The sequence below is a fragment of the Variovorax sp. YR566 genome (assembly GCF_051992195.1).
In the GTDB taxonomy this organism is placed as follows: Bacteria; Pseudomonadota; Gammaproteobacteria; order Burkholderiales; family Burkholderiaceae_C; genus Variovorax.
In genome coordinates this window covers 3,565,325-3,589,864 of the sequence record NZ_CP197092.1, presented here as the reverse complement: position 1 = coordinate 3,589,864, position 24,540 = coordinate 3,565,325, and the positions used below count along the sequence as shown (strand labels likewise).

25 protein-coding genes are annotated in these 24,540 nt (G+C 66.5%); 6 read left to right on the top strand and 19 right to left on the bottom strand.

Annotated features, from left to right (window positions below):
* From ACTG4X_RS16785 to macA, 3 genes are read right to left on the bottom strand one after another with little or no spacing between them, the layout of a single operon-like run.
* The gene (locus ACTG4X_RS16785) at positions 1-1,386 is read right to left on the bottom strand and encodes an efflux transporter outer membrane subunit (protein ID WP_440534338.1); all 1,386 of its coding nucleotides are present in this window, start codon (positions 1,384-1,386) and stop codon (positions 1-3) included.
* Positions 1,379-3,370 (bottom strand): macrolide ABC transporter ATP-binding protein/permease MacB, encoded by a 1,992-nt coding sequence (gene macB / locus ACTG4X_RS16780; protein WP_440534337.1) that lies wholly within the window; start codon positions 3,368-3,370, stop codon positions 1,379-1,381. Before macB ends, ACTG4X_RS16785 begins: the two co-directional genes overlap by 8 nt.
* Positions 3,367-4,530 carry a macrolide transporter subunit MacA gene (macA, locus tag ACTG4X_RS16775; protein WP_307614079.1) on the bottom strand — a complete coding sequence of 388 codons (1,164 nt, stop codon included), beginning with the start codon at positions 4,528-4,530 and terminating at the stop codon, positions 3,367-3,369. The genes macB and macA overlap by 4 nt, the downstream gene beginning before the upstream one ends.
* Before the next feature lie 255 nt (positions 4,531-4,785).
* Here macA and ACTG4X_RS16770 point away from each other — a divergent pair, with 255 nt between their 5' ends.
* The gene (locus ACTG4X_RS16770) at positions 4,786-5,112 is read left to right on the top strand and encodes a hypothetical protein (RefSeq protein WP_093173930.1); all 327 of its coding nucleotides are present in this window, start codon (positions 4,786-4,788) and stop codon (positions 5,110-5,112) included.
* Positions 5,113-5,172: 60 nt separating this feature from the next.
* Here ACTG4X_RS16770 and ACTG4X_RS16765 read toward each other — a convergent pair whose 3' ends face one another.
* The 8 genes from ACTG4X_RS16765 to ACTG4X_RS16730 form a co-directional block, all read right to left on the bottom strand.
* On the bottom strand, positions 5,173-5,676 hold the full coding sequence (locus ACTG4X_RS16765) for a disulfide bond formation protein B (protein ID WP_093054637.1): 504 nt from the start codon (positions 5,674-5,676) through the stop codon (positions 5,173-5,175).
* Entirely contained in the window at positions 5,673-6,770 is a 1,098-nt protein-coding gene (locus ACTG4X_RS16760) for a sulfate/molybdate ABC transporter ATP-binding protein (protein ID WP_097199366.1), read from the bottom strand. Before ACTG4X_RS16760 ends, ACTG4X_RS16765 begins: the two co-directional genes overlap by 4 nt.
* A 16-nt stretch (positions 6,771-6,786) precedes the next feature.
* Complete coding sequence (cysW, locus tag ACTG4X_RS16755; RefSeq protein WP_093054633.1) at positions 6,787-7,689, bottom strand: sulfate ABC transporter permease subunit CysW; 903 nt, start codon at positions 7,687-7,689, stop codon at positions 6,787-6,789.
* Between the two features lies 1 nt (position 7,690).
* Positions 7,691-8,578: a sulfate ABC transporter permease subunit CysT gene (cysT, locus tag ACTG4X_RS16750; protein WP_258355121.1), complete on the bottom strand. Its 888-nt coding sequence runs from the start codon at positions 8,576-8,578 to the stop codon at positions 7,691-7,693.
* A complete protein-coding gene (locus ACTG4X_RS16745) occupies positions 8,579-9,595 on the bottom strand; it encodes a sulfate ABC transporter substrate-binding protein (protein WP_440534336.1) in 1,017 nt (338 codons plus the stop codon).
* Positions 9,592-10,167 carry an RBBP9/YdeN family alpha/beta hydrolase gene (locus tag ACTG4X_RS16740; RefSeq protein ID WP_440534335.1) on the bottom strand — a complete coding sequence of 192 codons (576 nt, stop codon included), beginning with the start codon at positions 10,165-10,167 and terminating at the stop codon, positions 9,592-9,594. Before ACTG4X_RS16740 ends, ACTG4X_RS16745 begins: the two co-directional genes overlap by 4 nt.
* A gap of 21 nt (positions 10,168-10,188) precedes the next feature.
* A complete protein-coding gene (locus tag ACTG4X_RS16735) occupies positions 10,189-10,830 on the bottom strand; it encodes a peroxiredoxin (protein ID WP_093173934.1) in 642 nt (213 codons plus the stop codon).
* A gap of 102 nt (positions 10,831-10,932) precedes the next feature.
* The gene (locus tag ACTG4X_RS16730; protein WP_440534334.1) at positions 10,933-11,847 is read right to left on the bottom strand and encodes a LysR family transcriptional regulator; all 915 of its coding nucleotides are present in this window, start codon (positions 11,845-11,847) and stop codon (positions 10,933-10,935) included.
* Positions 11,848-11,983: 136 nt separating this feature from the next.
* On the opposite strand from ACTG4X_RS16730, the gene ACTG4X_RS16725 reads away from it, so the two are divergent.
* On the top strand, positions 11,984-12,631 hold the full coding sequence (locus tag ACTG4X_RS16725) for an FMN-dependent NADH-azoreductase (protein WP_093054621.1): 648 nt from the start codon (positions 11,984-11,986) through the stop codon (positions 12,629-12,631).
* 72 nt (positions 12,632-12,703) lie between these two features.
* On the opposite strand, the gene ACTG4X_RS16720 is transcribed toward ACTG4X_RS16725, so the two are convergent.
* Positions 12,704-13,258 (bottom strand): NADPH-dependent FMN reductase, encoded by a 555-nt coding sequence (locus tag ACTG4X_RS16720; protein WP_440534333.1) that lies wholly within the window; start codon positions 13,256-13,258, stop codon positions 12,704-12,706.
* A 151-nt stretch (positions 13,259-13,409) separates the two neighbouring features.
* Here ACTG4X_RS16720 and solA point away from each other — a divergent pair, with 151 nt between their 5' ends.
* From solA to ACTG4X_RS16705, 3 genes are all read left to right on the top strand, one after another.
* Complete coding sequence (solA, locus tag ACTG4X_RS16715) at positions 13,410-14,648, top strand: N-methyl-L-tryptophan oxidase (protein WP_440534332.1); 1,239 nt, start codon at positions 13,410-13,412, stop codon at positions 14,646-14,648.
* Between the two features lie 72 nt (positions 14,649-14,720).
* On the top strand, positions 14,721-15,653 hold the full coding sequence (gene panE / locus ACTG4X_RS16710) for a 2-dehydropantoate 2-reductase (protein WP_440534331.1): 933 nt from the start codon (positions 14,721-14,723) through the stop codon (positions 15,651-15,653).
* A gap of 5 nt (positions 15,654-15,658) precedes the next feature.
* Positions 15,659-16,321 carry an aspartate/glutamate racemase family protein gene (locus ACTG4X_RS16705; RefSeq protein WP_440534330.1) on the top strand — a complete coding sequence of 221 codons (663 nt, stop codon included), beginning with the start codon at positions 15,659-15,661 and terminating at the stop codon, positions 16,319-16,321.
* Here the strand turns inward: ACTG4X_RS16705 and ACTG4X_RS16700 are convergent.
* Positions 16,308-17,666: an NAD(P)/FAD-dependent oxidoreductase gene (locus ACTG4X_RS16700; protein WP_440534329.1), complete on the bottom strand. Its 1,359-nt coding sequence runs from the start codon at positions 17,664-17,666 to the stop codon at positions 16,308-16,310. The two genes, ACTG4X_RS16705 and ACTG4X_RS16700, sit on opposite strands and share 14 nt — an antisense overlap.
* Positions 17,667-17,809: 143 nt before the next feature.
* Between ACTG4X_RS16700 and ACTG4X_RS16695 the strand changes: the two genes are divergently transcribed.
* Positions 17,810-18,805, top strand: coding sequence for an alpha/beta hydrolase family protein (locus tag ACTG4X_RS16695; RefSeq protein ID WP_440534328.1), 996 nt, complete (start codon positions 17,810-17,812; stop codon positions 18,803-18,805).
* Here ACTG4X_RS16695 and ACTG4X_RS16690 read toward each other — a convergent pair.
* The 6 genes from ACTG4X_RS16690 to ACTG4X_RS16665 all read right to left on the bottom strand — a co-directional run bounded on the left by ACTG4X_RS16690 (position 18,802) and on the right by ACTG4X_RS16665 (position 24,525).
* Positions 18,802-20,682: a family 2A encapsulin nanocompartment cargo protein cysteine desulfurase gene (locus tag ACTG4X_RS16690; protein ID WP_440534397.1), complete on the bottom strand. Its 1,881-nt coding sequence runs from the start codon at positions 20,680-20,682 to the stop codon at positions 18,802-18,804. The two genes, ACTG4X_RS16695 and ACTG4X_RS16690, sit on opposite strands and share 4 nt — an antisense overlap.
* A gap of 66 nt (positions 20,683-20,748) precedes the next feature.
* Positions 20,749-21,681 carry a family 2A encapsulin nanocompartment shell protein gene (locus ACTG4X_RS16685; protein WP_093054609.1) on the bottom strand — a complete coding sequence of 311 codons (933 nt, stop codon included), beginning with the start codon at positions 21,679-21,681 and terminating at the stop codon, positions 20,749-20,751.
* Positions 21,682-21,745: 64 nt separating this feature from the next.
* Positions 21,746-22,015, bottom strand: coding sequence for a helix-turn-helix domain-containing protein (locus ACTG4X_RS16680; protein ID WP_081269389.1), 270 nt, complete (start codon positions 22,013-22,015; stop codon positions 21,746-21,748).
* On the bottom strand, positions 22,012-22,929 hold the full coding sequence (epsC, locus tag ACTG4X_RS16675; protein ID WP_093054607.1) for a serine O-acetyltransferase EpsC: 918 nt from the start codon (positions 22,927-22,929) through the stop codon (positions 22,012-22,014). The genes ACTG4X_RS16680 and epsC overlap by 4 nt, the downstream gene beginning before the upstream one ends.
* A 37-nt stretch (positions 22,930-22,966) precedes the next feature.
* The gene (locus ACTG4X_RS16670) at positions 22,967-23,449 is read right to left on the bottom strand and encodes a rhodanese-like domain-containing protein (protein ID WP_093074697.1); all 483 of its coding nucleotides are present in this window, start codon (positions 23,447-23,449) and stop codon (positions 22,967-22,969) included.
* A 128-nt stretch (positions 23,450-23,577) separates the two neighbouring features.
* Complete coding sequence (locus tag ACTG4X_RS16665; protein WP_440534327.1) at positions 23,578-24,525, bottom strand: TauD/TfdA dioxygenase family protein; 948 nt, start codon at positions 24,523-24,525, stop codon at positions 23,578-23,580.
* Positions 24,526-24,540: the final 15 nt, after the last annotated feature.

The window sequence follows — 24,540 nt, the reverse complement described above, 5'->3', positions numbered from 1 at the left end:
CTACAGCGCGATAGCTGCCCCGCCCAGCGCCTTGTACAAGGTCATCGTCGCATTGAGCTGGTTCAACCGGTTCTGGGCCAGCGACACCTCGGCCGTGCGGCGCCGGTCCTTGGCATCGAGCACCGGCTGCAACGCGGTCGCCCCAGCACGGTAGCGCACCTCCGACAACCGCTCCGCGCGCTGCGCCTCCTGCAGGGCCAGCACCAGTTTTTCGCTCTCGTCGCGCAGTTGCGTGCGTGACGACAAGGCATTCTCGACCTCCGACAACGCCGTGTAGAGCGACTGCCGGAAACCCACCACCGCCTCTTCGTACTGCGTCTGCGACACGGCCACGGTAAGCCGTGCGGTATTCCATTGCAAGAATGGCAACGCCAGCCCCGCGCCGAGCGTCGCCACAGGATTCTTCAGCAATTCGCCCAGCGCAGTGCTCGACGTGCCCAGCGACCCCGTCAGGCTCAGCGCCGGATAGAACCCGGTGCGCGTGGCGTCGACATTCGCCAGTACACCGCGCAGCCGTTGCTCGGCCGCGCGCAGGTCCGGGCGTCGGCCCAGCAGGCTCGCGGGTACACCGGCATCGATGACCGGCAAGGCTATGTCGGGCAACCGCGCGGGCTCGACGGTCATCGACTCCGGCGGCTGGTCGAACAGAATCGCCAGCGCGTTGCGCGCCTCGACACGCTGCTGAAGCAACTGCGTATGCGCCGCCTCCTGTGTCGCGAGGTTCTGACCCGCCTGCGCCACATCCAGCCCCGACACGGCGCCCGCCGCGTACTTCACCCGCACCAGCGCGAGGATGCGTCGGCCGTCTTCCATGCCCGCTTCGCTCAGCGCGATGCGCTGGTTCAGGTACCCGGTCTGCCAATAGAGCCCCGCCGTAGTGCCGACGAGCGCCAACGCAGTGGCCTGGCGGTCGGATTCGGTGGCCTTCAGCTCCCAGTCGGCGGCGCTGCGCTGCGCGGAGAGACGGCCCCACAGGTCGAGCTCGTAGCTCAGCGTCACCAGCGAGCTCGATGCGGAACCGGCCACGCCGCCGCGCTTCAGGTCATAGCTGCGGCTGGTGCTGGCCTGCCCCACCACGCTGGGCGTGAGGTTCGTGTTCGCCAAACCAGCCTGCAATTGCGCACGCTGCACGCGAATGCCCGCCGCCGCCAGGTCGTTGTTGGTATGCAGCGCGCTGTCGATCAGCCGGTCGAGCTGCGGATCGTTGAACGCCGTCCACCAGTTGGCGGACAGCATCGCCGCCGCACTCCCCGCTCCCGGCGACTGCTGCCAGCCCTGCGGCACCTCCAGCGGCCGCTGCGCCCGCTGCTCAGGCTGGAACAGGGTGCACCCGCCGAGCACCAGCACGGCAATAGCCGCCGCGGAAAGAACGCGTGCCCTACTCACGAGCCAGCGCCTCGATCGGGTCCAGCCGCGCCGCGTTGCGCGCCGGCAGATAGCCGAACAGCACGCCGATCAGCGACGCGCACAAGAACGCCGACACCACGGCGCCCATCGAAAAGATCATTTGCCATTGCTTGACGAAAAGCGAAAACAGAAAGCTGATGCCATACGACAGCGTCACGCCGATCAACCCGCCCACCAGGCACACCAGCACCGCCTCGGTCAGGAACTGCTGCAGGACGTCGCTCTGGCGCGCGCCCACCGCCATGCGAATACCGATCTCGCGGGTGCGCTCGGTCACGGACACCAGCATGATGTTCATCACACCGATGCCGCCCACCACCAGCGAGATCACCGCAATGAGCGACAGCAGCAGCGTGAGCGACTGGCTGGTGCGCTCGGCCGTCTTCACGATGCTGTCCATGTTGAAGGTGAAGAAATCCTTGCTGCCGTGGCGCAGCGTGAGCAGCTTGACCACGCTGTCTTCAGCGGCCTTGGTCGGCTGGTCGTCGCGGATGCGCACCGTGATGTTGTCGAAGTGCTGCTGCCCGAAGAGCCGGCTCGCGCCCGTGCTGTAGGGCAGCCAGATGTTGAGCGACTTGTTCTCGCCGAACATGCTCTTCTTTTCCTGCGATACGCCGATCACCGTGCACGGCAGGTTGCCCACCAGGATGATCTTGCCCACCGCCTCGGCGCCGTCAGGGAACAGCTTGCGCCGCGTGTTCTGGTCGATCACCACCACCTGCGACTGGTGGCGCACGTCGCTCGCCGTAAAGGCTGCGCCGCTGGCCATCTGGATGTCGCGCACACGAAAGAAACTGTCGCTCACGCCGTTCACCGTGCCGTTGATGTCGACGCTTCGGTAGCGCAGCCGCAGGCTGCGCGAGGTCGAGGGCGTCACGCTGTGCACATAGGGCTGCGCGGCGAGTGCGTCGAGGTCGGACGGTATCAGCGTGCGGATGCTCGAGGCCTTGTCGTCGCCGAAGTCGCGGCCCGGGTACACGTCGAGCGTGTTGGTGCCGATGGCACGGATATCCGACAGCACAAAGCGCTTGGCACCCTCCCCGATGGCCACGATCGACACCACCGAGGTTATGCCGATGACGATGCCCAGCATGGTGAGCGCGGTGCGCATGCGGTGCGCCATCATCGAGCGCCAGGCCATGCGGAAGGCTTCTGCAAAGCGGGCCCAGCTGGTGCTGAAGCGCGCAATGCCCAGCTTGGGCTTCGTCATCGCCTCGGGAATTGGTGCGTCGGGCTGCACGGCCTGTGCTGGCGCCGTCACCGTGGGCACGTTGGGCCGGTCACCCACGATCACGCCGTCGGCAATCTCGATGATGCGTTCGGTGCAGCTCGCCACCTGCATGTCGTGTGTCACGATGATGATGGTGTGCCCTTGCGCATGCAGCTCGCGCAGGATGCCGATCACCTCCTGGCCGCTCCTGCTGTCGAGTGCACCGGTCGGCTCGTCGGCCAGGATCACCTGCCCGCCGTTCATCAACGCGCGCGCAATGCTCACCCGCTGCTGCTGGCCACCGGAGAGCTGGCTTGGCCGGTGCTCGGTGCGGTCGCCAAGACCCAGGCGCACCAGCAACTGGCGCGCACGCGTGTCGCGCGCCTCGCCGTCGGTGCCGGCATACACGGCGGGCACTTCGACGTTGCCGGTCGCCGTCAGGTGTGGCATCAGGTGGTAGCGCTGGAAGATGAAGCCGAAATGCTCGCGCCGCAGTTGGGCCAGCGCATCGCTGTCGAGCGTGCCCACGTCCTGGCCCGAGACGATGTAGGTACCGGTGCTCGGCCGGTCGAGGCAACCGAGGATGTTCATCAGCGTCGACTTGCCCGAGCCCGAGGCGCCGACGATGGCCAGCATTTCGCCGTTGCCGATGTCGAGGTTGACGTCTTTCAGTACCTGCACTTCCTGCTCGCCCGAAGGAAAGCTGCGGCCGATGCCACGTAGGGTCAGCAGCGGCTGCTTTTCCTGCGTCATGGGCGCTTGCCCCGCCCGCCGCCGTCTCCGCTTTCGCCCCGCTCCAGAACAGCCGAGGCATCGCCCGTGATGACGTTGTCGCCCTCTTTCAAACCTTCGAGCACCTGGGCCTGGAAGTTGTTGGAGATGCCCACGCGCACCTGCCGTTTCTCAACGGTCTGGTCGGCCTTGAGCACGCGCACTTCCTGGCGGCCATCCTTGTCGCGCGGACCCAGCGCGGTCAGCGGCACGGTCAGCGCCTGCTTTGCCTCGCCCAGCAGGATGGCGACCTGCGCCGTCATGTCCACGCGCAGCGTGCGATCGGGGTTGGGCACGTCGAACAGCGCGTTGAAGAACACGGCGTTGTTGATCTTCTCGGGCGAAGGCTGCACCGCGCGCAGCGTGCCGTGGTAGCGCTTGTCGGGGTCGCCGAGGATGGTGAAGTACACCGGCTGCCCCGGCTTCACGCGCACCACGTCGGCTTCGGACACCTGCGCCTTCACGGTCATGGTCGACAGGTCGGCCAGCTTCATCAGCGTGGGCACCTGGAAGGCGGCGACCACGGTCTGGCCTTCGAGCGTGCTGATGGAAACCACGTCGCCGTCGATGGGCGCGATGATTCGCGTGTACGAGAGATTCGTCTGCGCCGAGGCCACGGCCAGCTTCTGCTGGCGAATCTGCGCTTCGAGCGACACCAGGTCGGCACGCAGCGCGCGCAGTTCGGCGTCGGCGCTTTCCATGTCCTGCTTGGCGGCCGCGTCCTGCGCGAGCATTTCCTGCTGCCGCGTCCAGGTGAGCTGGGCCTGCCTGATGCGCACTTCCTTCGCGAGCTTCTGCGCCTGCAGGTTGTCGAGCTTGGCCTGCTCCTGCGCGAAGGTGTTCTGCGAGATGACGGGGTCGATCTCGGCGAGCCAGTCGCCCTTTTTCACGGTCTGCCCCAGCACCACCTTCAGCGACTTGAGCTGGCCGCTGACCTGTGCACCCACCTCGACCTGCTTGAGCGCCTGCAGCACGCCGGTGGCGAGTACCGCGTTTTCGAGGTCGGTGCGTTGCACCGCGGCGGTGAGGTATTCGGCCTTCTTGCCCGGGCTGAGCCAGAAAGAGGCGACGACCGCCAGCACGACGAGAACGGCAATGCCGATGACTAGTTTGCGTGATCGCCTGGGTTGTGTAGTGGGCATGCGGGGGAAATCAGGAAGACGCTGCGCGGCGAGTCGACTGCGCGGAAGGGGCACGGAACCACGAGGTCCGGTGTCATCCTAGCCGCGTTTACTGAAGATTCTTTAAAGGCCCACGGGCGATCGACAAACCGATTCGCAGCGTTACGAGCGCGTGACTTTCGGCACTGGCACGACAGCATTGGGCGTCCTACATTTTTTCGGATGCGTGGCGCGTTGCCACGCATAAACCGATAGTTCTAGGAAGGGAAAGCGACCATGAAATTCCAACAGTCGAACACTCTGCGCCACGTGGCACTGGCCGGTGCGATCACCGCCGCGATGGCCTTCAGCTGCGCGGCCGGTGCCGCCAACACGAAGGCAGGCACACCCGAGGCGCAGTCGCCGCTGACGTTCACCACGCCGGTGCGCAGCCCCGAAGCCAGCGCCCCGCTGGGCCTTGCGAGCATCAGCAGCGACGTCAAGCCGACGGCGGCTCAGCCGGTGAACATGGCGATGGTCAGCAGCTGCGCCGAACGCTGGTACTGGCGCAGCCTGCTCGAAGAAATGGGATGCGGCTTTTCGGGCCAAGGCTGGTTCAACTGACGCGGACCCGCCCTCTTCGGCACGCCGCCCGCCGTGGGGCGGCGTCGCCTCTTTCGCCTCTCAGCGTGCGCGGCGCGAGCGCACGAGCAGCGTGATGAGCAGCAGCGAGAGAACCACGAACGCGATAAACGACCAGTTCGCCAGCGTCAGGCCGAACAGCGACCAGTCGATCTTCGAGCAGTCGCCGCCGCCACGGAAGATCATCGGCAGCGCACGCTTCAGCGGAAAGGTTTCGATCATCCCGTAGAGGTCGCGCCCGCAGGAAACGACTTCGGGCGGATACCACTGCAGCCAGCTCTGCGAGGCCGCCGTGTAGGCGCCGCCCACCGCAGCCACCAGCGCCAGCAATCCACCCACGACCCGGAGGCCCACGTTGCGGAACACGCCGGCCAGCCCGGTAAAGAGTGCCACCAGCACCAGCGCATACCGCTGCACGATGCACATGGGACAGGGTTCGAGCCCGACCACGTGCTGCAGGTAGAGCCCGAAGGCCAGCATGAGAACACAGGCCAGGCAGATCAGCCCGAACGCGCGGCGCGGCGCGCCGAAGTACCAATCGATCAAGGAGATACCCAATCTTCTTCTACGAACACCCTGGCCTTGCGCGGGTTGGCAACGACGGTGTCGCCTTCCTTCAAGCCCAGGTCACGGAACTGTTGCGCAGGGAGTTGCGCCTCGATGATGGTTCCGGAGCCCGGATTATCTGGATTCGATTCGGTGGGCTCAAGTTCCAGCCGCGCGATGGGTCCGACGACGATTGCCCGCGACAGCGTGGCAACGATGCCCGAAGCGCCGGCCACATAGCGTGTCACATCGATGTCATGCGGGCGCACATAAGCGCGCGCCTTGGCGTCGCGCGCGCCGCTGTGCTCGGGTGAATCGAGGCGCATGCCGTCGAGCTGCACCGCGCCGTTGTCGGCCCGGCCATGGAACAGGTTCACGTCGCCCAGGAAGCCGTAGACGAACGGGCTGGCCGGCTGGTCCCACACCTCCTGCGGCGAGCCGACCTGTTCGATCCGCCCTTTGTTGATGACCACCACGCGGTCGGCCACTTCGAGCGCTTCTTCCTGGTCGTGCGTGACGAAGATCGACGTGACGTGCAGCTCGTCGTGCAGCCGGCGCAGCCAGCGGCGCAGTTCCTTGCGCACCTTGGCGTCGAGCGCGCCGAAGGGCTCGTCGAGCAGCAGCACCTTGGGCTCCACCGCCAGTGCGCGGGCCAGCGCAATGCGCTGCCGCTGGCCGCCGGAAAGCTGCGAAGGATAGCGGTCGGCCAGCCAGTCGAGCTGCACCAGCTTGAGCAGGTCGGTCACCTTCTGCCTGATCTGCGCGTCGCTCGGGCGCTCCTTGCGCGGCTTCACGCGCAGGCCGAAGGCCACGTTCTCGAACACGGTCATGTGGCGGAACAGTGCGTAGTGCTGAAACACGAAGCCCACCTGCCGCTCGCGCACGTGCACGTCGGTGGTGTCCTCGCCCGAGAACAAAATGCTGCCGGCGTCGGCCGTTTCCAGCCCCGCGATGATGCGCAGCAGCGTGGTCTTGCCGCAGCCCGAGGGGCCGAGCAGCGCGACCAGTTCGCCCGACTCCACGTCGAGGTTCACGTCGCGCAGCGCGCGGAAGTCGCCGAACTGCTTGCTGATGTTGCGGATTTCGATGCTCATGATCTTGTTCTTTCTCTCAGGCCGCCGCGGCTTCAGGGGGACGCTCGGGGGGCAGTTCGGCAATGGCCTTCATCTCGCGCTCGTGGCGCCATTCGATCACCGACTTGATCACCAGCGTGACCAGCGCCAGGATGGCCAGCAGCGAAGCCACGGCAAACGCGGCCACCGACTGGTATTCGTTGTAGAGCACTTCCACGTGCAGCGGCATGGTGTTGGTCTGGCCGCGGATGTGGCCCGACACCACCGACACCGCGCCGAATTCACCCATGGCGCGCGCGTTGCACAGGATCACGCCGTACAGCAGGCCCCACTTGATGTTGGGCAGCGTCACGCGCCAGAAGGTCTGCCAGCCGGTCGCGCCGAGCACGATGGCGGCCTGCTCCTCGTCGGTGCCCTGCGCCTGCATCAGCGGCACGAGTTCGCGCGCGATGAACGGGAAGGTCACGAACACGGTCGCCAGCACGATGCCGGGTACGGCAAAGATGATCTTGATGTCGTGCTCAGCCAGCCACGGACCGAGCCAGCCCTGCGCGCCGAACACCAGCACGTAGATCAGGCCCGCCACCACCGGCGACACCGCGAACGGCAGATCGACCAGCGTGGTGAGAAATGCCTTGCCGCGGAACTCGAACTTGGCAATGGCCCAGGCCGCTGCCACGCCGAACACGAGGTTCATCGGCACCGCGATGGCGGCGGTGATGAGCGTGAGGCGAATCGCGCTCCAGGCGTCGGGCTCCTTCAGCGCGTCGAGATACGCGCCCACGCCCTTGCGTAGCGCCTCCGTCGCAACAGCGGCCAGCGGCAGCACGAGGAACAGGAACATGAACGCGAGCGCAATGCCGATCAGCGTCCAGCGCACCCAGGCGGATTCAGTAGTGCCGGCTTGCGCGCGGCGGATGACTTTGGAAGGTGCGCTCATGTCAGGCTCCTGCGCGGCGACGCTGCCAGGCTTGCAGGCCATTGATGACCAGCAGCAGCAGGAACGAAATGACCAGCATCACCAGTGCGACCGCCGTGGCGCCCGCGTAGTCGTACTGCTCCAGCTTGCCGATGATGATCAGCGGCGTGATCTCCGAGATCATCGGCATGTTGCCCGCGATGAAGATCACCGAGCCGTACTCGCCGATGGCGCGTGCGAAGGCCATGGCAAAGCCGGTGAGCAGCGCAGGCGCAATCGACGGAAAGATCACCTTGGTGAAGGTCTGAAGCCGCGTCGCGCCGAGCGAGGTGGCTGCTTCTTCCAGCTCTTTCTCGGCGTCTTCGAGCACTGGCTGCACCGTGCGCACCACGAAGGGCAACCCGATGAATATCAGCGCGATCACGATGCCCGCTGGCGTAAAGGCCAGCTTGATGCCATGCGGCTCGAGCAGTTGCCCGACCCAGCCGTTGCCCGCGAGCAGCGCGGTCAGCGAAATGCCCGCCACCGCCGTCGGCAGCGCAAACGGCAGGTCGACCAGCGCATCGACGATGCGCTTGCCCGGAAACTTGTAGCGCACCAGCACCCAGGCCACCAGCAGGCCGAACACCGCGTTCACCACGGCCGCGATCAGCGAGGCGCCGAAGGTCAGCCGGTACGAAGCCATCACGCGCGGCGCAGTCACGGCCACCCAGAACTGGTCCCAGGTCAGCGTGAAGGTCCTGAAGACCAGCGCCGACAGCGGGATCAGCACGATCAGGCTGAGGTAAAGAATCGAGAAGCCGAGCGTGATGTGGAAACCCGGCAGCACGCGCTTGGCGCCCCCTGCCCGGTTGGCACGCGAAAAAGGCGCTCCCGCGGACGGGAGCGCCGAAGAAACAGCGCCGCTCATTTACTTGCCGCCGGGCGTATAGAGCTTGTCGAACTGGCCGCCGTCGTTGAAGTGCACCTTCTGCGCTTCGCCGAGGCTGCCGAACAGTTCTTGCACTGTGAAGAGCTGCAGCGGCTTGAAGGTCGAGGCGTACTTCTTGAGCACGGCCGGCGAGCGCGGACGCAGCGCGTGCTTGGCCGCGATTTCCTGAGCTTCTTCAGAGTACAGCCAGTCAAGGTAGGCTTTGGCCAGTTCGCCGGTGCCCTTCTTGGCGACGGTACGTTCGACCACGGCCACCGGGTTCTCGGCCACGATGCTGATCGACGGGTACACCGAGTCGACCTTGCCGGTGCCGAATTCGCGGTCGATCGACACCACTTCCGATTCGAAGGTGATCAGCGCATCGCCGATGTTGCGTTGCAGGAAGGCGGTGGTCGCGTCGCGGCCGCCGCGCGCCAGAACAGGCACGTTCTTGAACAGCTTGCCGACGAACTCGGCAGCCTGGGCGTCGGTGCCGCCCTTCTTCTTGATGTAACCCCATGCGGCCAGGTACGCATAGCGCCCGTTGCCGCCGGTCTTGGGGTTGACGATCACGACCTGCACGCCCGGCTTGACCAGGTCGTCCCAGTCCTTGATGCCCTTGGGGTTGCCGTTGCGCACGAGAAAAAGCATGGTCGACGTGGTCGGCGATGCGTTCTCGGGGAATTTCTTGTTCCAGTCCTTGGCAACCACGCCGGCATTGGCGAGGAAGTCGATGTCGGTGGAGGTGTTCATGGTCACCACGTCGGCGTCGAGGCCGTCGGCCACCGCGCGGGCCTGCGCGCTGGAGCCGCCGTGCGACTGGTCGATCTTGACGTCCTTGCCTGTGCCCTTCTTGTAGTGCGCCACGAAGGCCGCGTTGTAGTCCTTGTAGAACTCGCGGGCCACGTCGTACGAGGCGTTCAGCAGCCCAGTGCCTTGGGCAAAGGCGCTGCTGCCGGCGAGTGCGGAGGACGCCAGCGCGAGCACGGCGACGAAGGTCTTTATTCTGGAAGTCATGTGGTTGCCAAGGTTTCTGAAAATTCACGGCCCACCGGCCAGGCGGCGGGCTCGTCGGTCAAGGACTGGAGCAAGGCAAGGCCCAGCGGCCAATCCCCATGCCCCGAGTCGACGTTGATGTGGCCCGCATTCTGCATGCGCACGAACTCGCTGCCCCAGGCGCGCGAATATGCACCAGCCAGGCGGATCGGGCAAAAGGGGTCGTTGCTGCTGGCCACCACGATGCTGCGGTACGGCAGCGCAGCGTAGGGCACAGGCGCGAAATCGGACAGCACGGCGCGGCGCTCAGGGTCGGCAGGAGCCACCAGCAGCGCGCCCTGGATGCGGGCCGCGGCATCGGGCGGCAGGTGCGCCGTGGCAATGCAGCCCAGGCTGTGCGCTGCGATCACCACCGGCCCGTCGCTCTCCAGCACCAGCTTCGCCAGCGTGGACACCCACGCCTCGCGCTTGGGCGAGGCCCAGTCGTCCTGCACCACCCGCGCCGCACCCGGAATGCGCTCTTCCCACAGGCTCTGCCAGTGGCCGGGCCCGGAGTCGCGCCACCCCGGCACGATGATCACTCGGGTCTGCATGACGACGCTTGCCCTGCCCGCTTACTTGTTGGGCTGCGGCGTGATGCGCAGGTAGGGGCGCACGGCCTTGAAGCCCTTGGGGAAGCGCTCCGCCAGTTCGGCCGGATCCTGGATGGCCGGGATGATGACCACGTCGTCGCCGTCCTTCCAGTTCACGGGCGTGGCCACCTTGTGGCTGTCGGTGAGCTGCAGCGAGTCGATCACGCGCAGGATCTCGTCGAAGTTGCGGCCGGTCGACGCTGGGTAGGTGATGGTGGTGCGGATGACCTTCTTCGGGTCGATGATGAACACGCTGCGAACGGTGGCCGTGGCCGAGGCGTTCGGGTGGATCAGGTCGTACAGGTCGGCCACCTTGCGGTCGGCATCCGCAATGATGGGGAAATTGACCGTGGTGTTCTGCGTGTCGTTGATGTCGCTGATCCATTCCTTGTGCTTGGTGGCCGGATCGACGCTCAACGCGATGGGCTTCACGCCGCGCTTGGCGAATTCGCCGGACAGCGCCGCGGTCTTGCCCAGTTCGGTGGTGCACACGGGCGTGAAATCGGCGGGATGCGAAAAGAACACGACCCACGAATCGCCGGCCCACTGATGGAAGTCGATGGGGCCTTCGCTGGAATCCTGGGTGAAATTGGGGGCTGTGTCGCCGAGTCGCAGAGTAGCCATGGACGCTCCTGGATGGATGGGAGCCTCGGATTGTGCGAACCCTTGCTTCAATGCCAAACGAATATCTGCTTGTTTGGATATGACGTTTTTCGCATAACGAGCCTAGAACATCCGCATATCTTCGCTCTGGAGATGCTCCATCAGGAAGTCGATGAGCTTCCGCACAGCCGGCACCAACGCCCGCCGTGCCGGAAACACCATGTGCGCAATCACCGGTGGCGGCCCCCAACCGGGTAACAGCCGCACCAGCCGGCCGGCATCGATGTCGGCGCGACACATGTAGTCAGGCAGCATGGTCGCGCCTATGCCGCCCAGCGTGCCGAACTGCAGCGTCGCGAGGTCGTCCGCCACGTAATGCGGGGCGTGGGAGTGCACGTAGCTCTCTCCCTTGGGGCCCTCCAGCCGCCAGTCGCTGCGCCCTTCCCCGTTGACCGACATGGCCGCCGTCGGCAGCTTGCCGAGGTCGGCCAGCGTTTCCACCGGCCCGTAGCGCGTCAACAGCGCCGGGCTCGCCACCAGCACGCCGCGGCTGTGACCGAAGGTCTTTGCCACCAGCACAGTGCTGTCCTCGATGACGAGCCGCACACGCAGCGCGATGTCGATGCCCTCCTCGATCAGGTCGACCGGCCGGTTGATCACCCGCATGTCGATGCGCACCGCCGGGTAGCGCGCCATGAACACCGGCATCAGCTGCGCCAGGCCGCTGTGCGCGATGGTGACGGGGCAGCTCAGCCGCACCAGCCCGCTGGGCTCGTTCTGCACCTGCGCCACCGCCTCGGCTGCCGCCTGCGCCGCGTCGCGCATGGCGGACGAATGCCGCAGGTAGATCTCGCCCGCCGGCGTGAGCGACAGGCGCCGGGTGCTGCGCTGCATCAGTTGCACGCCGAGACGCTCTTCCAGGTCGGCGACGCGGCGCGAGAGGCGCGACTTGGGGATGCCTAGCGCCCGGCTGGCGGCTGCGAAGCCGCCGCGCTCGGCCACTTCGGCGAAGAAAACCATGTCGTTGAGGTCTTGCATGGTGGTGATTGTCCTGCAGGTAGAACGATCTAGGCAATTTTTGGGTACTTATCGATCACTAGATCCAAAAATAGAATTCTTCCATTCGCCGGCCACTTTGAGCGCCGACAGCCAACACAGAAAGTGATTGATTGAAATGAAGCTGCTCCACATTGACTCCAGCATCCTCGGCGCCCACTCGACCTCGCGCCTGCTCTCGGCCGAAGTCGTGACCGCATGGCGCGCCGCCCACCCCGACACCACCGTCGAATACCTCGATCTGGCCGTCGACACCCCCTCGCACTTCAGCGCCGACGCGCTGGGCATCAAGACCGGCTTGCAAGAACAGCCGACCGAAGCCCAGCAGCGTGAAAACGCCGTGTCCGAAAAGCTCGTGAGCCAGTTCCTGGCCTCGGACGTGGTCGTCATCGGCACGCCTTTCTACAACTTCTCGATCCCGACGCAACTCAAGGCCTGGATCGACCGCCTGGGACAAGTCGGCCGCACCTTCAAGTACACCGAGAAGGGTCCCGTCGGCCTGGCCGGCGGCAAGACCGTCATCGTGGCCTTGTCCCGCGGCGGCATCTATTCGACCAGCGAAGGTGGGCAGGCCATGGAACACCAGGAAAGCTACCTCAAGGCAGTCTTCGGCTTCTTCGGCATCACCGACGTGCGCGTCGTGCGCGCCGAAGGTGTGGCGATGGGCGACGAAGCCCGGAACAATGCCCTGGCAACGGCCCGCGCCGACATCCTAGTGGCGACGGCGGAAGCCGCGAACCAGCGCGACGCTGCTATCGCTGCCTGAGTTCTGCTCCGGCACCAGTAAAAAAGCCGCCCATCGGGCGGCTTTTTTTCGTCCGCGGACGCAGCGGATCGATCAGGCCGCGTGGCTCTTCACCCAGGCCACGTACTTGTCCATCCAGCCCTGCAGAAACTTCTTCGAGCCTTCGTTGCCGACGTGGCCCTTGTCGTCGAACAGGTCGTCCTTGGCCTGCAGGAACACTTCGGGCGCGCCCATCGTGGGCACGTCAAGATAGGCCAGGATGTTGCGCAGGTGCTGCTGCGCCAGCGCGGTGCCGATGGCCCCCACCGAGATGCCGACCACGCCGGCCGGCTTGCCCGCCCAGGCGCTCTGGCCATAGGGGCGCGAGGCCTGGTCGATGGCGTTCTTCAGCACGCCGGGAATCGAGCGGTTGTATTCGGGCGTAACGAACAGCAGGCCGTCGGCCGCCGCGATCTCGGTCTTCAGGCGCTTCACCGGCGCGGACTGATTGCCGTCGTCGTCCTGGTTGTACAGCGGCAGGTCGTCGATGCGCAGGGTTTCGAAGGTGAAGTCCGAGGGCGCGAGATGCGCCAGCGCGAGGGCCAGCTTGTGGTTGAACGAATCCTTGCGCAGGCTGCCGACAATGACAGCGATCCGGGTCTGGGCCATGGGTGAAACTCCTTGAGTGAGAGGGGTCGGAATGACGAACGCGATTATGCGAAGCGCCCAAGACCTTTTCGGGAAAAGTTCATGCAGAGCCGGACGAGCGGCGGCAAGATAAACCGCATCCCCCAACCCCATCGAAGCGCAGGACGCTCCCGTGACCCAGTCTCAGTCTTCCTCTTCATCCTCGTCTTCCCATTACGACGTCATCGTCGTCGGCCTTGGCGCCCTCGGCGCCGCGACGCTCTACCAACTCTCGCAGCGCGGCGCACGCGTGCTGGGCATCGACCAGTTCTCGCCGCCGCACGACCAGGGCTCCTCGCACGGCGATTCGCGCATCACGCGGCTGGCCGTCGGCGAAGGCGACGAGTACGTGCCCTTCGTGCAGCGCTCGCATGCCATCTGGCGCGAACTCGAGGCCCGCACCGGCAAGCCGCTGATGACCACCACCGGCGGCCTGATCCTCGCGCCGCGCGATCGCGTGGCGGAGCACCACGGCAAATCCGATTTCGTGCGCCGCACCATCGCCTGCGCCGAGCGCTTCGGCATCGCGCACGAAGTGCTCGACGCAGCCGGCATCCGCGCTCGCTTTCCGCAGTTCCACCTGCAGGGCGACGAAATCGGCTATTACGAGCACGACGCCGGCTTCGTCCGCCCCGAAGACGCCATCGGCGCCCAGCTGGCCGTGGCCCGCGCCTCGGGCGCTCAAACACTCACCGGCGAGCGCGTGCAAGCCGTCGAGCCCATCGGCAACGGCGACACGGTGCGCGTGCGCACAGGCTCCGCAAGCTTCACGGCCGACCGCGTGGTCGTCGCGGCCGGCGCGTGGCTCCCCGCCTTCCTTGGCGCGCAGGCACGAGCCGACTGGCAAGCCGACTTCTCCGTGCACCGGCAGGTGATGCACTGGTTCGACACCGGCAGCGCCACAGCCGACTTCGCACCCGGCCGCTTCCCCATCTTCATCTGGATGTTCGGCGACGGGCCGGAAGACTACATGTACGGCTTTCCGTCTTCCGACCCGTCGCAGCCCGCGCTCAAGGTGGCGACCGAGCAATACGTGGCCGCCACCACGCCGGACACCATCGACCGCACCGTGAGCGCGGAAGAAACCGCCGCCATGTACCGCGACCGCGTGGCCGGCCGCTTTCCGCAGATCGGCGGCCGTGCCCTCAAGGCGCGCGCCTGCATGTACACCGTGACGCCCGATCGCCGCTTCGTGATCGACGCGCTCGACAGCCTGCCCCGCGTGCTCATCGCATCGGCCTGCTCGGGCCACGGCTTCAAGCACTCGGCCGGGCTTGGCGAAGCCATCGCCGACCACGTGCTGGACCGCCCGAGCGAGCTCGACCTGCGGCCCTTTGCCCGCCAACGCCTGCTGGAGAAAGCGCCAGCCTGAAGCAGGCCCGGGCGATCCCGGGCATCATCGCCTTCGATCTTTTTTGTCTGTCTGACTCAGGAGCGAAGCGCGATGAGATTTCTGGTGGTGGGTGCCGGCGCACTCGGTGGTTACTTTGGCGGCCGTCTGCTGGAGGCGGGACGCGACGTCACCTTCCTGCTGCGCCCGCGCCGCGCGGCGCAACTCGCGAAGACCGGGCTGGTGGTGCAGAGCCCCTTCGGCAACCTGCAACTGCCAGCCCCGAAGCACGTGCTGGCCGACGGCATCGATGGCCCGTATGACGTGGTCGTGGTCGGCAGCAAGGCCTACGACCTCGACTCGACGATGGACTCGTTCGCGCCGGCAGTCGGCCCCGACACCGTGATCCTCCCGCTGCTCAACGGCATGAAGCACATCGACCGGCTGGCTGAACGCTTCGGCAGCGAGCGCGTGCTGGGTGGCCTTTGCATGATCTCCGCCACGCTCGACGACGAGGGCCGCGTGCTGCATCTGAACGACATGCACGGCCTGAGCTATGGCGAACGCGCCGGCGGCCGCTCGGCCCGCGTCGATGCCATCGCAGCACAATTCGCGGGCGCGAAGTTCGACGCCACGGCCAGCGAAAACATCATGCAGGACATGTGGGAAAAGTGGGTCTTCATCGCCTCGGCGGCGGGCCTCACCAGCCTGATGCGCGCGTCCATCGGCGACATCGTGGCCGCCGGCGGGCAAGACGTGGCGCTGTCGATCTTCGACGAATGCTGCGCCATCGCCACGCACAACGGCTTCGCGCCGCGGGCCGCAGCCGTGCAGCGCGGTCGCGCCATCATGACGACTGCCGGCTCGCCAATGACCGCGTCGATGTACAAGGACATGGTGCGCGGCGCGGCGGTCGAGGCCGACCACATCGTCGGCGATCTGCTGGGCCGCGCGGCGCCGAGCAACCTGCCAGTGCCGTCGGCGCTGCGCACAGCGTACGTCCATCTCAAGGCCTACGAGGCACAACGCGCCCGTACGGCAGCCTGAGCGTCATGCGCGACGCGCTGGCGTTCCTGCACACGGCGCAAGTGCATGTGCCGACCTTCGAGCAGCTTGTGGCCGAGATGGCGCCCGGCCTGCGTGTGCGGCATCTCGTGCAAGCAGACCTGCTGGCCGACGCGCGTGTCGTGGGCACCGACGACACAGGCCTGATCGCCCGCGTTCACCGTGCCATGCACGAAGCCGCCTCCAGCGGCGCGAAAGTCGTGGTGTGCACCTGCTCGACCATCGGTGCCGTCGCCGAACAAATGCCCACAGGCGATACCTTCAAGGCCCTGCGCATCGATCGCGCCATGGCCGACCGCGCGGTACGCACCGGGCCGCGCGTGCTGGTTGTGGCAGCGGTCGAAAGCACGCTCGGGCCAACGATGGAACTGGTGCGTTCCGCCGCGGCAAACGCAGGCATCGCGGTGCAGCCGAGCACGTTGCTGGTCGAAGAAGCGTGGCCCCATTTCGAAGCAGGCGACAACGCGCGCTACATCGAAACCCTGGCCCGCTCGATCCGCGCTGCGGCAGGCGAAGCCGACGTCATCGTGCTGGCCCAGGCCTCGATGGCCCCCGCGGCCGCCCTGCTCGCGGACCTCGGCATCGACGTGCTCAGCAGCCCCGCGCTGGGTGCCCGGCACGCCGTGGCGCTGGCTGCTAGTCTGACTTGAGGATCGTCTCCCCCTTCAGCATCCCCATGTCCCGGATGTTGAAGCGGTGCCGCTTCCACCCCTCCCAGGTCCGTCGCATGTGCGTGACCGAGATGAAGTAGTACAGAAACTTGAACATGCCGAGTGGCCCCCGCGTCGGCGTGCCGCGGTAGATGTCGCCGGCCAGCAGCGACATCAGCCCTTCCTTGACGCGGAACGGATTGCCCGGGTGCATGAACATGTCGCGGATGGTCGGGTTGGTCACGCGGTAGATGAACCACGAGTACTCGCGCGGGCCCTTGCGCATCATGGCCTCGAAGTCCTTGCGTGCGGCCGCCAGTTCGGCCGGCCGGTCGAGCGCCTTTGCCACCAGTTCGGCGCCGTCGAAGGCGCTGTGCATCGCGAGGTACACGCCCGAGGAAAACATCGGGTCGATGAAGGTGAAGGCGTCGCCCAGCAACAGGTAGCGGTCGCCCGTGGCGTGCGTGCTCGAGTACGAGAAGTTGCCGGTGGCGTGCACCGCGTCGTCGACCAGCGTGGCGTTCTGCAGGCGTTCCACCAGCACCGGGCAGGTGGCGATGGTGTCGTAGAAGAACTCCTTCAGCGGCTTGTCGCGCGTCTTCAGGTAGTACGGCCAGCAGACCGCGCCCACGCTGGTGGTGCCGTCGGCCAGCGGAATGAACCAGAACCAGCCATGCGGAAACCAGCAGATGCTGATGTTTCCTTCCTTCTTGCCTTCGAGCCGTTCGGCATTCGTGAAGTGGCCGAACAGCGCGGTGCTGTTGTGGTCGGGGTTCTTTTCCTTGCAGCGGAATTTATTGGCCAGCAGCGTGTCGCGGCCGGTGGCGTCGACCACGAAGCGGGCGCGCCAGCTGCGGCGCGCGCCGTCGTCCATTTCGGCCTGGACCGTGGCGCCGTCGGCATCGAAGGCCACGTCGCGCACCTTGCAGCCTTCGATGGTCTGCGCGCCGCGCGTGGCCGCGTTGCGGAACAGCAGCTCGTCAAGTTCGGAGCGGCGCACCTGCCAGGCGGAGTCGAGCGACTTGTCCATGCCCTCGGCAAATTCCACATAGCTGCGGTGCTCGTGTTCGGGCGAGACGAACTCGATGCCGAACTTCGGCATGCCGATCTTGTCGACCTGGTCGCGCACGCCGAGCTTCTCGAACAATTCGACGTTCCCGGGCAACAGCGATTCACCGATGTGAAAGCGCGGGTGATGCGCCTTTTCGAGCAGCACCACCTTGCGGCCCTGCTGGGCCAGCAGCGCGGCGATGGTCGAGCCGGCGGGGCCACCGCCCACAACCATCACGTCGCAGGATTCATCGGCCATCTGGGGGGCGGAGGAAGAAGCTTGGGGCAAGGACATGCGTGGACAAGCGACATTGTTAACAAAGGTCAAGCATAGCGCGCCGGCCGCTCGAAGAAAGATAGCAAAGTCGGCTAAGCGGCGCCCGCCGGGCAACAGCACACTGCAGGCCGACTCCCATCCTCATGCAGGACCGACTCGCCATGCCCATTCTTCGCCTCCTCCTCCTCGCCGTCTTCTGCCTTTCGGCAACGCTTGCCCAGGCCGCGGGCTTCAGCACCATCGACATACCTGCCGACCAGAAAGGCCCGGCGCTGCACGGCGCCGTGTGGACGCCCTGCGCCGCGCCAGCTGGCGAAATCAGGCTCGGCCGCTCCACCATCTCCGGCGTACGTGATTGCCCGATCGACGACAGCCGGCTGCCGTTGATCGTGCTGTCGCATGGGTATGGAGGCTCGTTCCTCGGCCACTACGACACGGCACAGGCGCTGGCCGACGCGGGCTTCGTGGTCGCCGCCATCAGCCACTCGGACGACAACTCCCAGATCCGGGGCGGCCCGGGCGACAAGATTTCGGCACTCGCAACGCGCACGACCGACATCGCACGACTGATCGACCACATGCTCCAGCAGTGGCCCGCGCATGACAGGCTCGCCGCCGGGCAGATCGGCTTCTATGGGTTTTCAAGGGGCGGCTATACGGGCCTTGTGCTCAGCGGTGCACGTCCGAACTTCGAGCGGCTCCCGCCCCTGCCTTCGTCCCCCTGCGCATCGGCGCCGGAAGGCCCGGCGTGCGCGCTGATGCGGCAGAGATTCCAGGAACTGCTCGCCTCGCCGCTGACCCGCGACACCCGCATCAAGGCCGCCGTGATCGCCGACCCGCTCAGCATGGTCTTCGACGCCGACAGCCTGAAGAATGTGACGATACCGATCCAACTCTGGGCTTCCGAGTACGGCGGCGATGGCGTCACGCCCGAGAACGTGGCCGCGGTTCGCCGCAATCTGCCTGCGCCGCCCGAATGGCATGCGGCAACCGGCGCCGCGCACTTCGCTTTCCTCGCGCCGTGCTCACCTGCCATGGCCAGCGCACTGCCGGAGATCTGCCGCGATGGCCCCGGCTTCGACCGCGTGGCGTTCCATGCCGGGTTCAACGCCGAGGTGGTTGCCTTCTTCAGGCAGCACCTCGCGTCAAAGCCCTAGCCCGCGCGCCGCTGCGACGACAGCCGCCGCACCACAGCCACCAGCCGATCAACCTCGTCGAAGGTGTTGTAGAACGCCAGCGAGGGCCGCACCGTCGTCTCGACACCGAAGCGCCGCAGGATCGGCTGCGCACAATGGTGCCCTGTGCGCACCGCAATGCCCTCGTCGTTCAGCGCATGCCCCACCTCCTCGGTGGTGTAGCCGTCGAGCACGAAGGACATCACGCTGGCTTTGTCGGCCGCCGTGCCGATCAGCCGCACACCCGGAATCGCGCCGAGCTGCCGCATGCCGTACACCAGCAAGTCATGCTCGTAGCGCGCGATGTTCTCGATGCCGACCTTGTTGACGTAGTCGATGGCGGCGCCCAAGCCCACGGCGTCGGCGATGTTGCCGGTGCCGGCCTCGAACTTGTTCGGGATCGGCTGGAACACCGTCTTCTCGAAGGTCACGTCGGCAATCATGTTGCCGCCGCCCTGCCACGGGGGCATGTCTTCGAGCACTTCGCGCTTGCCCCACACCACGCCGATGCCGGTGGGGCCGAACACTTTGTGGCCGGAGAACACGAAGAAGTCTGCACCGATGTCCTGCACGTCCACCCGCATGTGCGAGACCGACTGCGCGCCGTCGACCAGCGCCTTCGCGCCCGCACGGTGCGCCAGCTCGACAATCTCCTTCACCGGCACCACGGTGCCCAGCGCGTTCGAGACCTGCGTGACGGCGACGATCTTCGTGCGGTCGTTGAGCAGCTTGCGGTAGTCGTCCAGCAGCACCTGGCCCGAATCGTCCACCGGAATCACGCGCAGCTTCGCGCCCTTGGCGGCAGCGAGCTGCTGCCACGGCACGATGTTGGCGTGGTGCTCGAGGTTCGACACGATGATCTCGTCGCCCTCGCCCACGTGCTGCCCGCCCCAGCTCTTGGCCACGAGGTTGATGGCCTCGGTGGTGCCGCGCACGAAGATCACCTCTTCGACTTCCGGCGCATTGATGAACTTGCGAACGCGTTCGCGCGCGCCTTCGTAGGCGTCGGTCGCGCGCGCTGCCAGCTCATGTGCGGCGCGGTGGATGTTCGAGTTCTCGTGCTCGTAGAAGTACGCGATGCGGTCGATGACCGACTGCGGCTTGTGCGTGGTGGCCGCGTTGTCGAACCACACCAGCTGCCTGCCGTTCACCCGCTCCTGCAGGATCGGGAAGTCGCGCCGCACGGCGTTGACGTCGAACGGCGGGTGCTGGCCGCTGCCGGCCAGCGGCACGGCATCGGGGCCGCGCGGATCGGGCTTGGCCGGCGTGACGAAGCCGTTGGGCAGGCGCACCGCATCGACGAAGTAGAACTGCGCATCGCGGCCGGCCGGCGCCGATGGCGGGCTCTGTGGCGAGACGGGCGCGGCCGTTGCCGGCAACGCAAGACCCGCGAACGGATCGTGGATCGCAATGCCATCGGTCGCACCCGCTGACGGATGGCCGTAGCTGTTGCCCACGAAGTAGAACGGCGAGGCCGCGGCCTGCGGCGTCGCGGGCGCATTCACCTGTGGCACGCCTTGCACCGTGCCACCCGAGCGCGGCTCGAAAGCCGGCGCCACAGACAGCACCGTGTCCGGCACGCCATTGCCCGCCACCGCATGCGGCAGCAAGGCCGGTGCGCGGTTCGCGAGCGAAGGCAGTTGCGTGGGCGATGCCGGCAGCACGTTGGCGCCGGGAATCTGCCCTTGCGGAATCGGCGTGCCCGGCACGCTCGGCCCGAAGCCTGCAGGGCTCGCCAGCGGCGAACCCGGCGGCGCGACGTTGGCGGGAAACTGCGCGCCCGGCACCAGCCCGCTCGCCACACCGGGCAGCGAGCTTGGCGGCGTGCCCGGCAGTGCGGCGAACATGGCGCTCGCCATGCGCGCGAGGATGGCCGGATCGAACGGCGCCTCGCCCGGAATCGATGGAGTGCTGCTCACCGCGGCTTACTTGTAGGTGTCGGTGTAGTCGTGGTACTTGCCGATCTCGACGTCGTCGAGCACCGCCAGCGCGTCGGTGGTCAACACCGCGAGCGAGCAGTACAGCGAGATCAGGTACGACGCAATCGCGTGGTTGTTGATGCCCATGAAGCGCACCGACAGCCCCGGACCCTGCTCGCCCGACAGACCGGGCTGGAACAGCCCCACCACGCCCTGGCGCTTGTCGCCCACGCGCAGCAGCAGGATCTTGCTCTTGCCGTCGGCCACCGGCACCTTGTTCGACGGAATCAGCGGAATGCCGCGCCAGGTGATGAACTGCGAGCCGAACAGGCTCACGGTCGGCGGCGGCGTGCCGCGACGCGTGGCTTCACGGCCGAAGGCGGCAATCGCCAGCGGGTGCGTGAGGAAGAACGCGGGCTCCTTCCACACCTTGGTCAGCAACTCGTCCAGGTCGTCGGGCGTGGGTGCGCCGGTCAGCGGAAAGATGCGCTGCTCTTCCGTCACCTGGGCCAGCAGGCCGTAGTCGGGGTTGTTGATGAGCTCGCTCTCCTGGTTCTCCTTGATCGTCTCGATCGTGAGGCGCAGCTGCTCCTTGATCTGGTCGTGCGGGCTGCTGTAGAGGTCGGAGATGCGGGTGTGCACGTCGAGCACGGTGCTCACGGCATTGAGGTAGTGCTCGCGCGGGTTCTCTTCGTAGTCCACGAAGGTGCGCGGCAGCTGGTTTTCTTCTTCGCGCGAGGTGCAGGTGACCTTGATCGACTCGGGGTTCTTGACCTTGTTGACGCGGTAGATGCCCGCCTCCACCGGCACCCATTGCAGCAGGTGCGTCAGCCAGCGCGGGCTGATGGTCTCGAGCTGGGGGACTGTCTTGGTGGCATTGGCTAGCTGTCTTGCGGCGTTGTCGCCAAGGGCGGTCGTACCACCAACTGTTGCGCTCATGGATCAGGGCTCCGGGTGTTAAGGAAAAAGTGGCCGCCAGTGTCCGGCGGCCACGGGTTTTCCCTCAACAGGCTATAGCCGCCAAGTTGATCCTTCTTGCAAGGCGCGATTGCTCCAGTTGCTCGCAGCGCATGAGCAGGCCGACCATGTTGATGCCCAGCGCGGTCGCGAGTTTTTGCGCGGTGACGATCGAAGGAATGACACGGCCGCGCTCAATTTCGCCTACGTAGGAGCGGTTCAGATCGGAGCGCTCTGCCAGCTCCTCCTGCGACCAGCCCTTGCCCTCGCGCAGCTGGCGGATGGTCACACCGAAGTCTTCTACAAATGCTTTCATGCTGCCCCACCCGCTTTCGGTGCGTTCTGCAGGCTGGCCTGCGTGACGCTCGCGCCTGGCGGCACGTCGTCGGTAATCCAGACATTGCCGCCGATGACGGCGCCCTTGCCCAGCGTGACCCGTCCGAGGATGGTCGCGCCCGCGTAGATGACCACGTCGTCTTCCACCACCGGATGCCGCGGCAGGCCCTTCTGCAGGTTGCCTTCGGTGTCGGTCGGAAAGCGCTTGGCGCCGAGCGTGACTGCCTGGTAGAGCCGCACGCGCTTGCCGATGACGGCCGTCTCGCCGATCACGACGCCCGTGCCGTGGTCGATGAAGAAACCCGCGTCGATCTGCGCGCCCGGGTGGATGTCGATGCCCGTCTGCCCATGCGAGAGCTCGGCCACGATGCGCGCCAGCAGCGGCAGGCCGAGCTTGTAGAGCTCATGCGCCAAGCGGTGATGAATCATCGCGAGCACGCCGGGGTAGCACAGCAGCACCTCGTCGACGCTGCGCGCGGCGGGGTCGCCCTGGTAGGCCGCGAGCACGTCGCTGTCGAGCAGGCGGCGCAGACCGGGCAGCGCGTTCGCGAACCGGCGCACGGCCTCGGTGGCCGTGTCGTCGATCTCGCTCGCGGGGCGCGGCTCATGGCGCGCGTTGAAGTTCAGTTCCAGCCGGGCCTGCACGAGCAGCGCCTGCAGGGCAGCATCGAGCGTGTGGCCGACGTAGAAGTCTTCGCTCTCGTGGCGCAGGTCCGGCGGGCCGAGCCGCATCGGAAAGAGCGCACCTTTCAGCGACTCGACGATCTGCGCGAGCGCGTCGCGCGACGGAAACTCGCGCGCACCGGGCTCCCGCGATCGACGCTGCGAATCGCGCCACTCGTCGCGCACGCCATGCAGCGCACGCACGATGTCGCTTACCTCGAAATGGGCCATGTGTTTTTCTCCCGGGGGACGTCTTGTGTTGGGGATTTCAGTCCTGCACCCACGGCAGCTTGTGGAAACGCCAGCCGTCTGCACCGCCACGGTGCTGGTGCGCGTCGATCTCGCCCTCGAAACCTTCGAGCACGTTGAAGACGTTCGTGAAACCGGCCTTGGCAGCCGCCTCGGCGGCCAGTGCGGAGCGCTTGCCGCTGCGGCACAGCAGCAGCACCACGGCGTCCTTGCCGCCGTCTTTCGCCAGCTTGGCCTCCAGTTCGCGCACGAAGCGCGGGTTGCGCGTGAGCGCCGTGCCCGTGGCCCAGGCCACATGCAGGCTGTCGGGCACGTGCCCGACAAACTTGCGCTCTTCGCCCGAGCGCACGTCGACCAGCACGGCATGGCCCTTCTGCACCAGTTCCCAGGCCACCGGTGGCGTCACGCCGCCGGCATAGGGCCAATTGCTTTCGGCGGCCTTGGCGCGCGCCTGTTCCAGTGCTTCGGGCAAGACGAGTTCTTCTTCAACTTCCACTGACATGCTGTGCGGCTCCTGTTGTGCGTTGGATACGCCTTGATGGCGATAACCACCACTGTAGGAGCCGCACGCCGAAGCTCAAACAACTGAAAAGTCGATTCCTAACAACCATCCGATCTATAGAAACAGGCTCAGGCAGCCGCTTCCGCAGCTTCGGCAGCGCGCACGGCCGGGGCCGTCCGGTCCACGCTCGTCGCGCCATCCACGCCATAGGGCACGTCGCCCGCGATAGTCACCCGCCGCACCACGCGGTGCTGGTCGCCGTAGTCGTTGATTGCGTAGTGCTGCGTGGCCCGGTTGTCCCAGATCGCCACGTCGCCCTGCGTCCAGCGCCAGCGCACCGTGTTCTCCAGGCGGTGCACATGGCTCTGCAGCACGCTCAGCAGATGGCCCGAGTCGTGCGTCGAATGGCCGGCCAGCCTCTTCACGAAATGGCCCAGCACCAGGCTCCGCTCGCCGGTTTCGGGGTGCACGCGCACCACCGGGTGCTCGGCTTCGAGCAGGCGGCGCGTGAACACTTCTTTGTAGCGACGGGCGCCCTCGTCGTTCAGGTCGACCGGCAGGCGCGCGGCGGCGTAGTCGTAGTCGTTGCCGTGAATGGCGCGCAGCCGGTCGGCCAACGCCTTGAGGTCATCGGGCAGGCTCTCGTAGGCCGCCACCGTGTTGGCCCAGACGGTATCGCCGCCATAGGCCGGGATCACAACCGCACGCAGGATCGACACCTGCGGATAGGCGACCTCGAAGGTCACGTCGGTGTGCCACGAATTGGCGCGGCCGCCGTGGCGTGAGTCGAGCTCCAGCAGCCGCGTGCCGTCCTTCGAGGGCACGGTCGGGTGCGGCACCAGTTCGCCCCACAGGCGCCCGAAGGCTTCCTGCTGCGCATCGTCCAGGTGCTGCTGGCCGCGGAAGAACAGCACCTTGTGCTTGAGCAGCGCGGCCTTGATGGCACCGAACACCTCGGGTTGCAGCGCGCCCGAAAGACGCACGCCGCGCACCTCCGCGCCGATGTGGCCGGCCTGCCGGACGATGTCGAGTTCGTTGTCCTGCGCAACGACCGGGGAAGAAAGAATGGCGCTCATCGAAGGTCCTCTTTG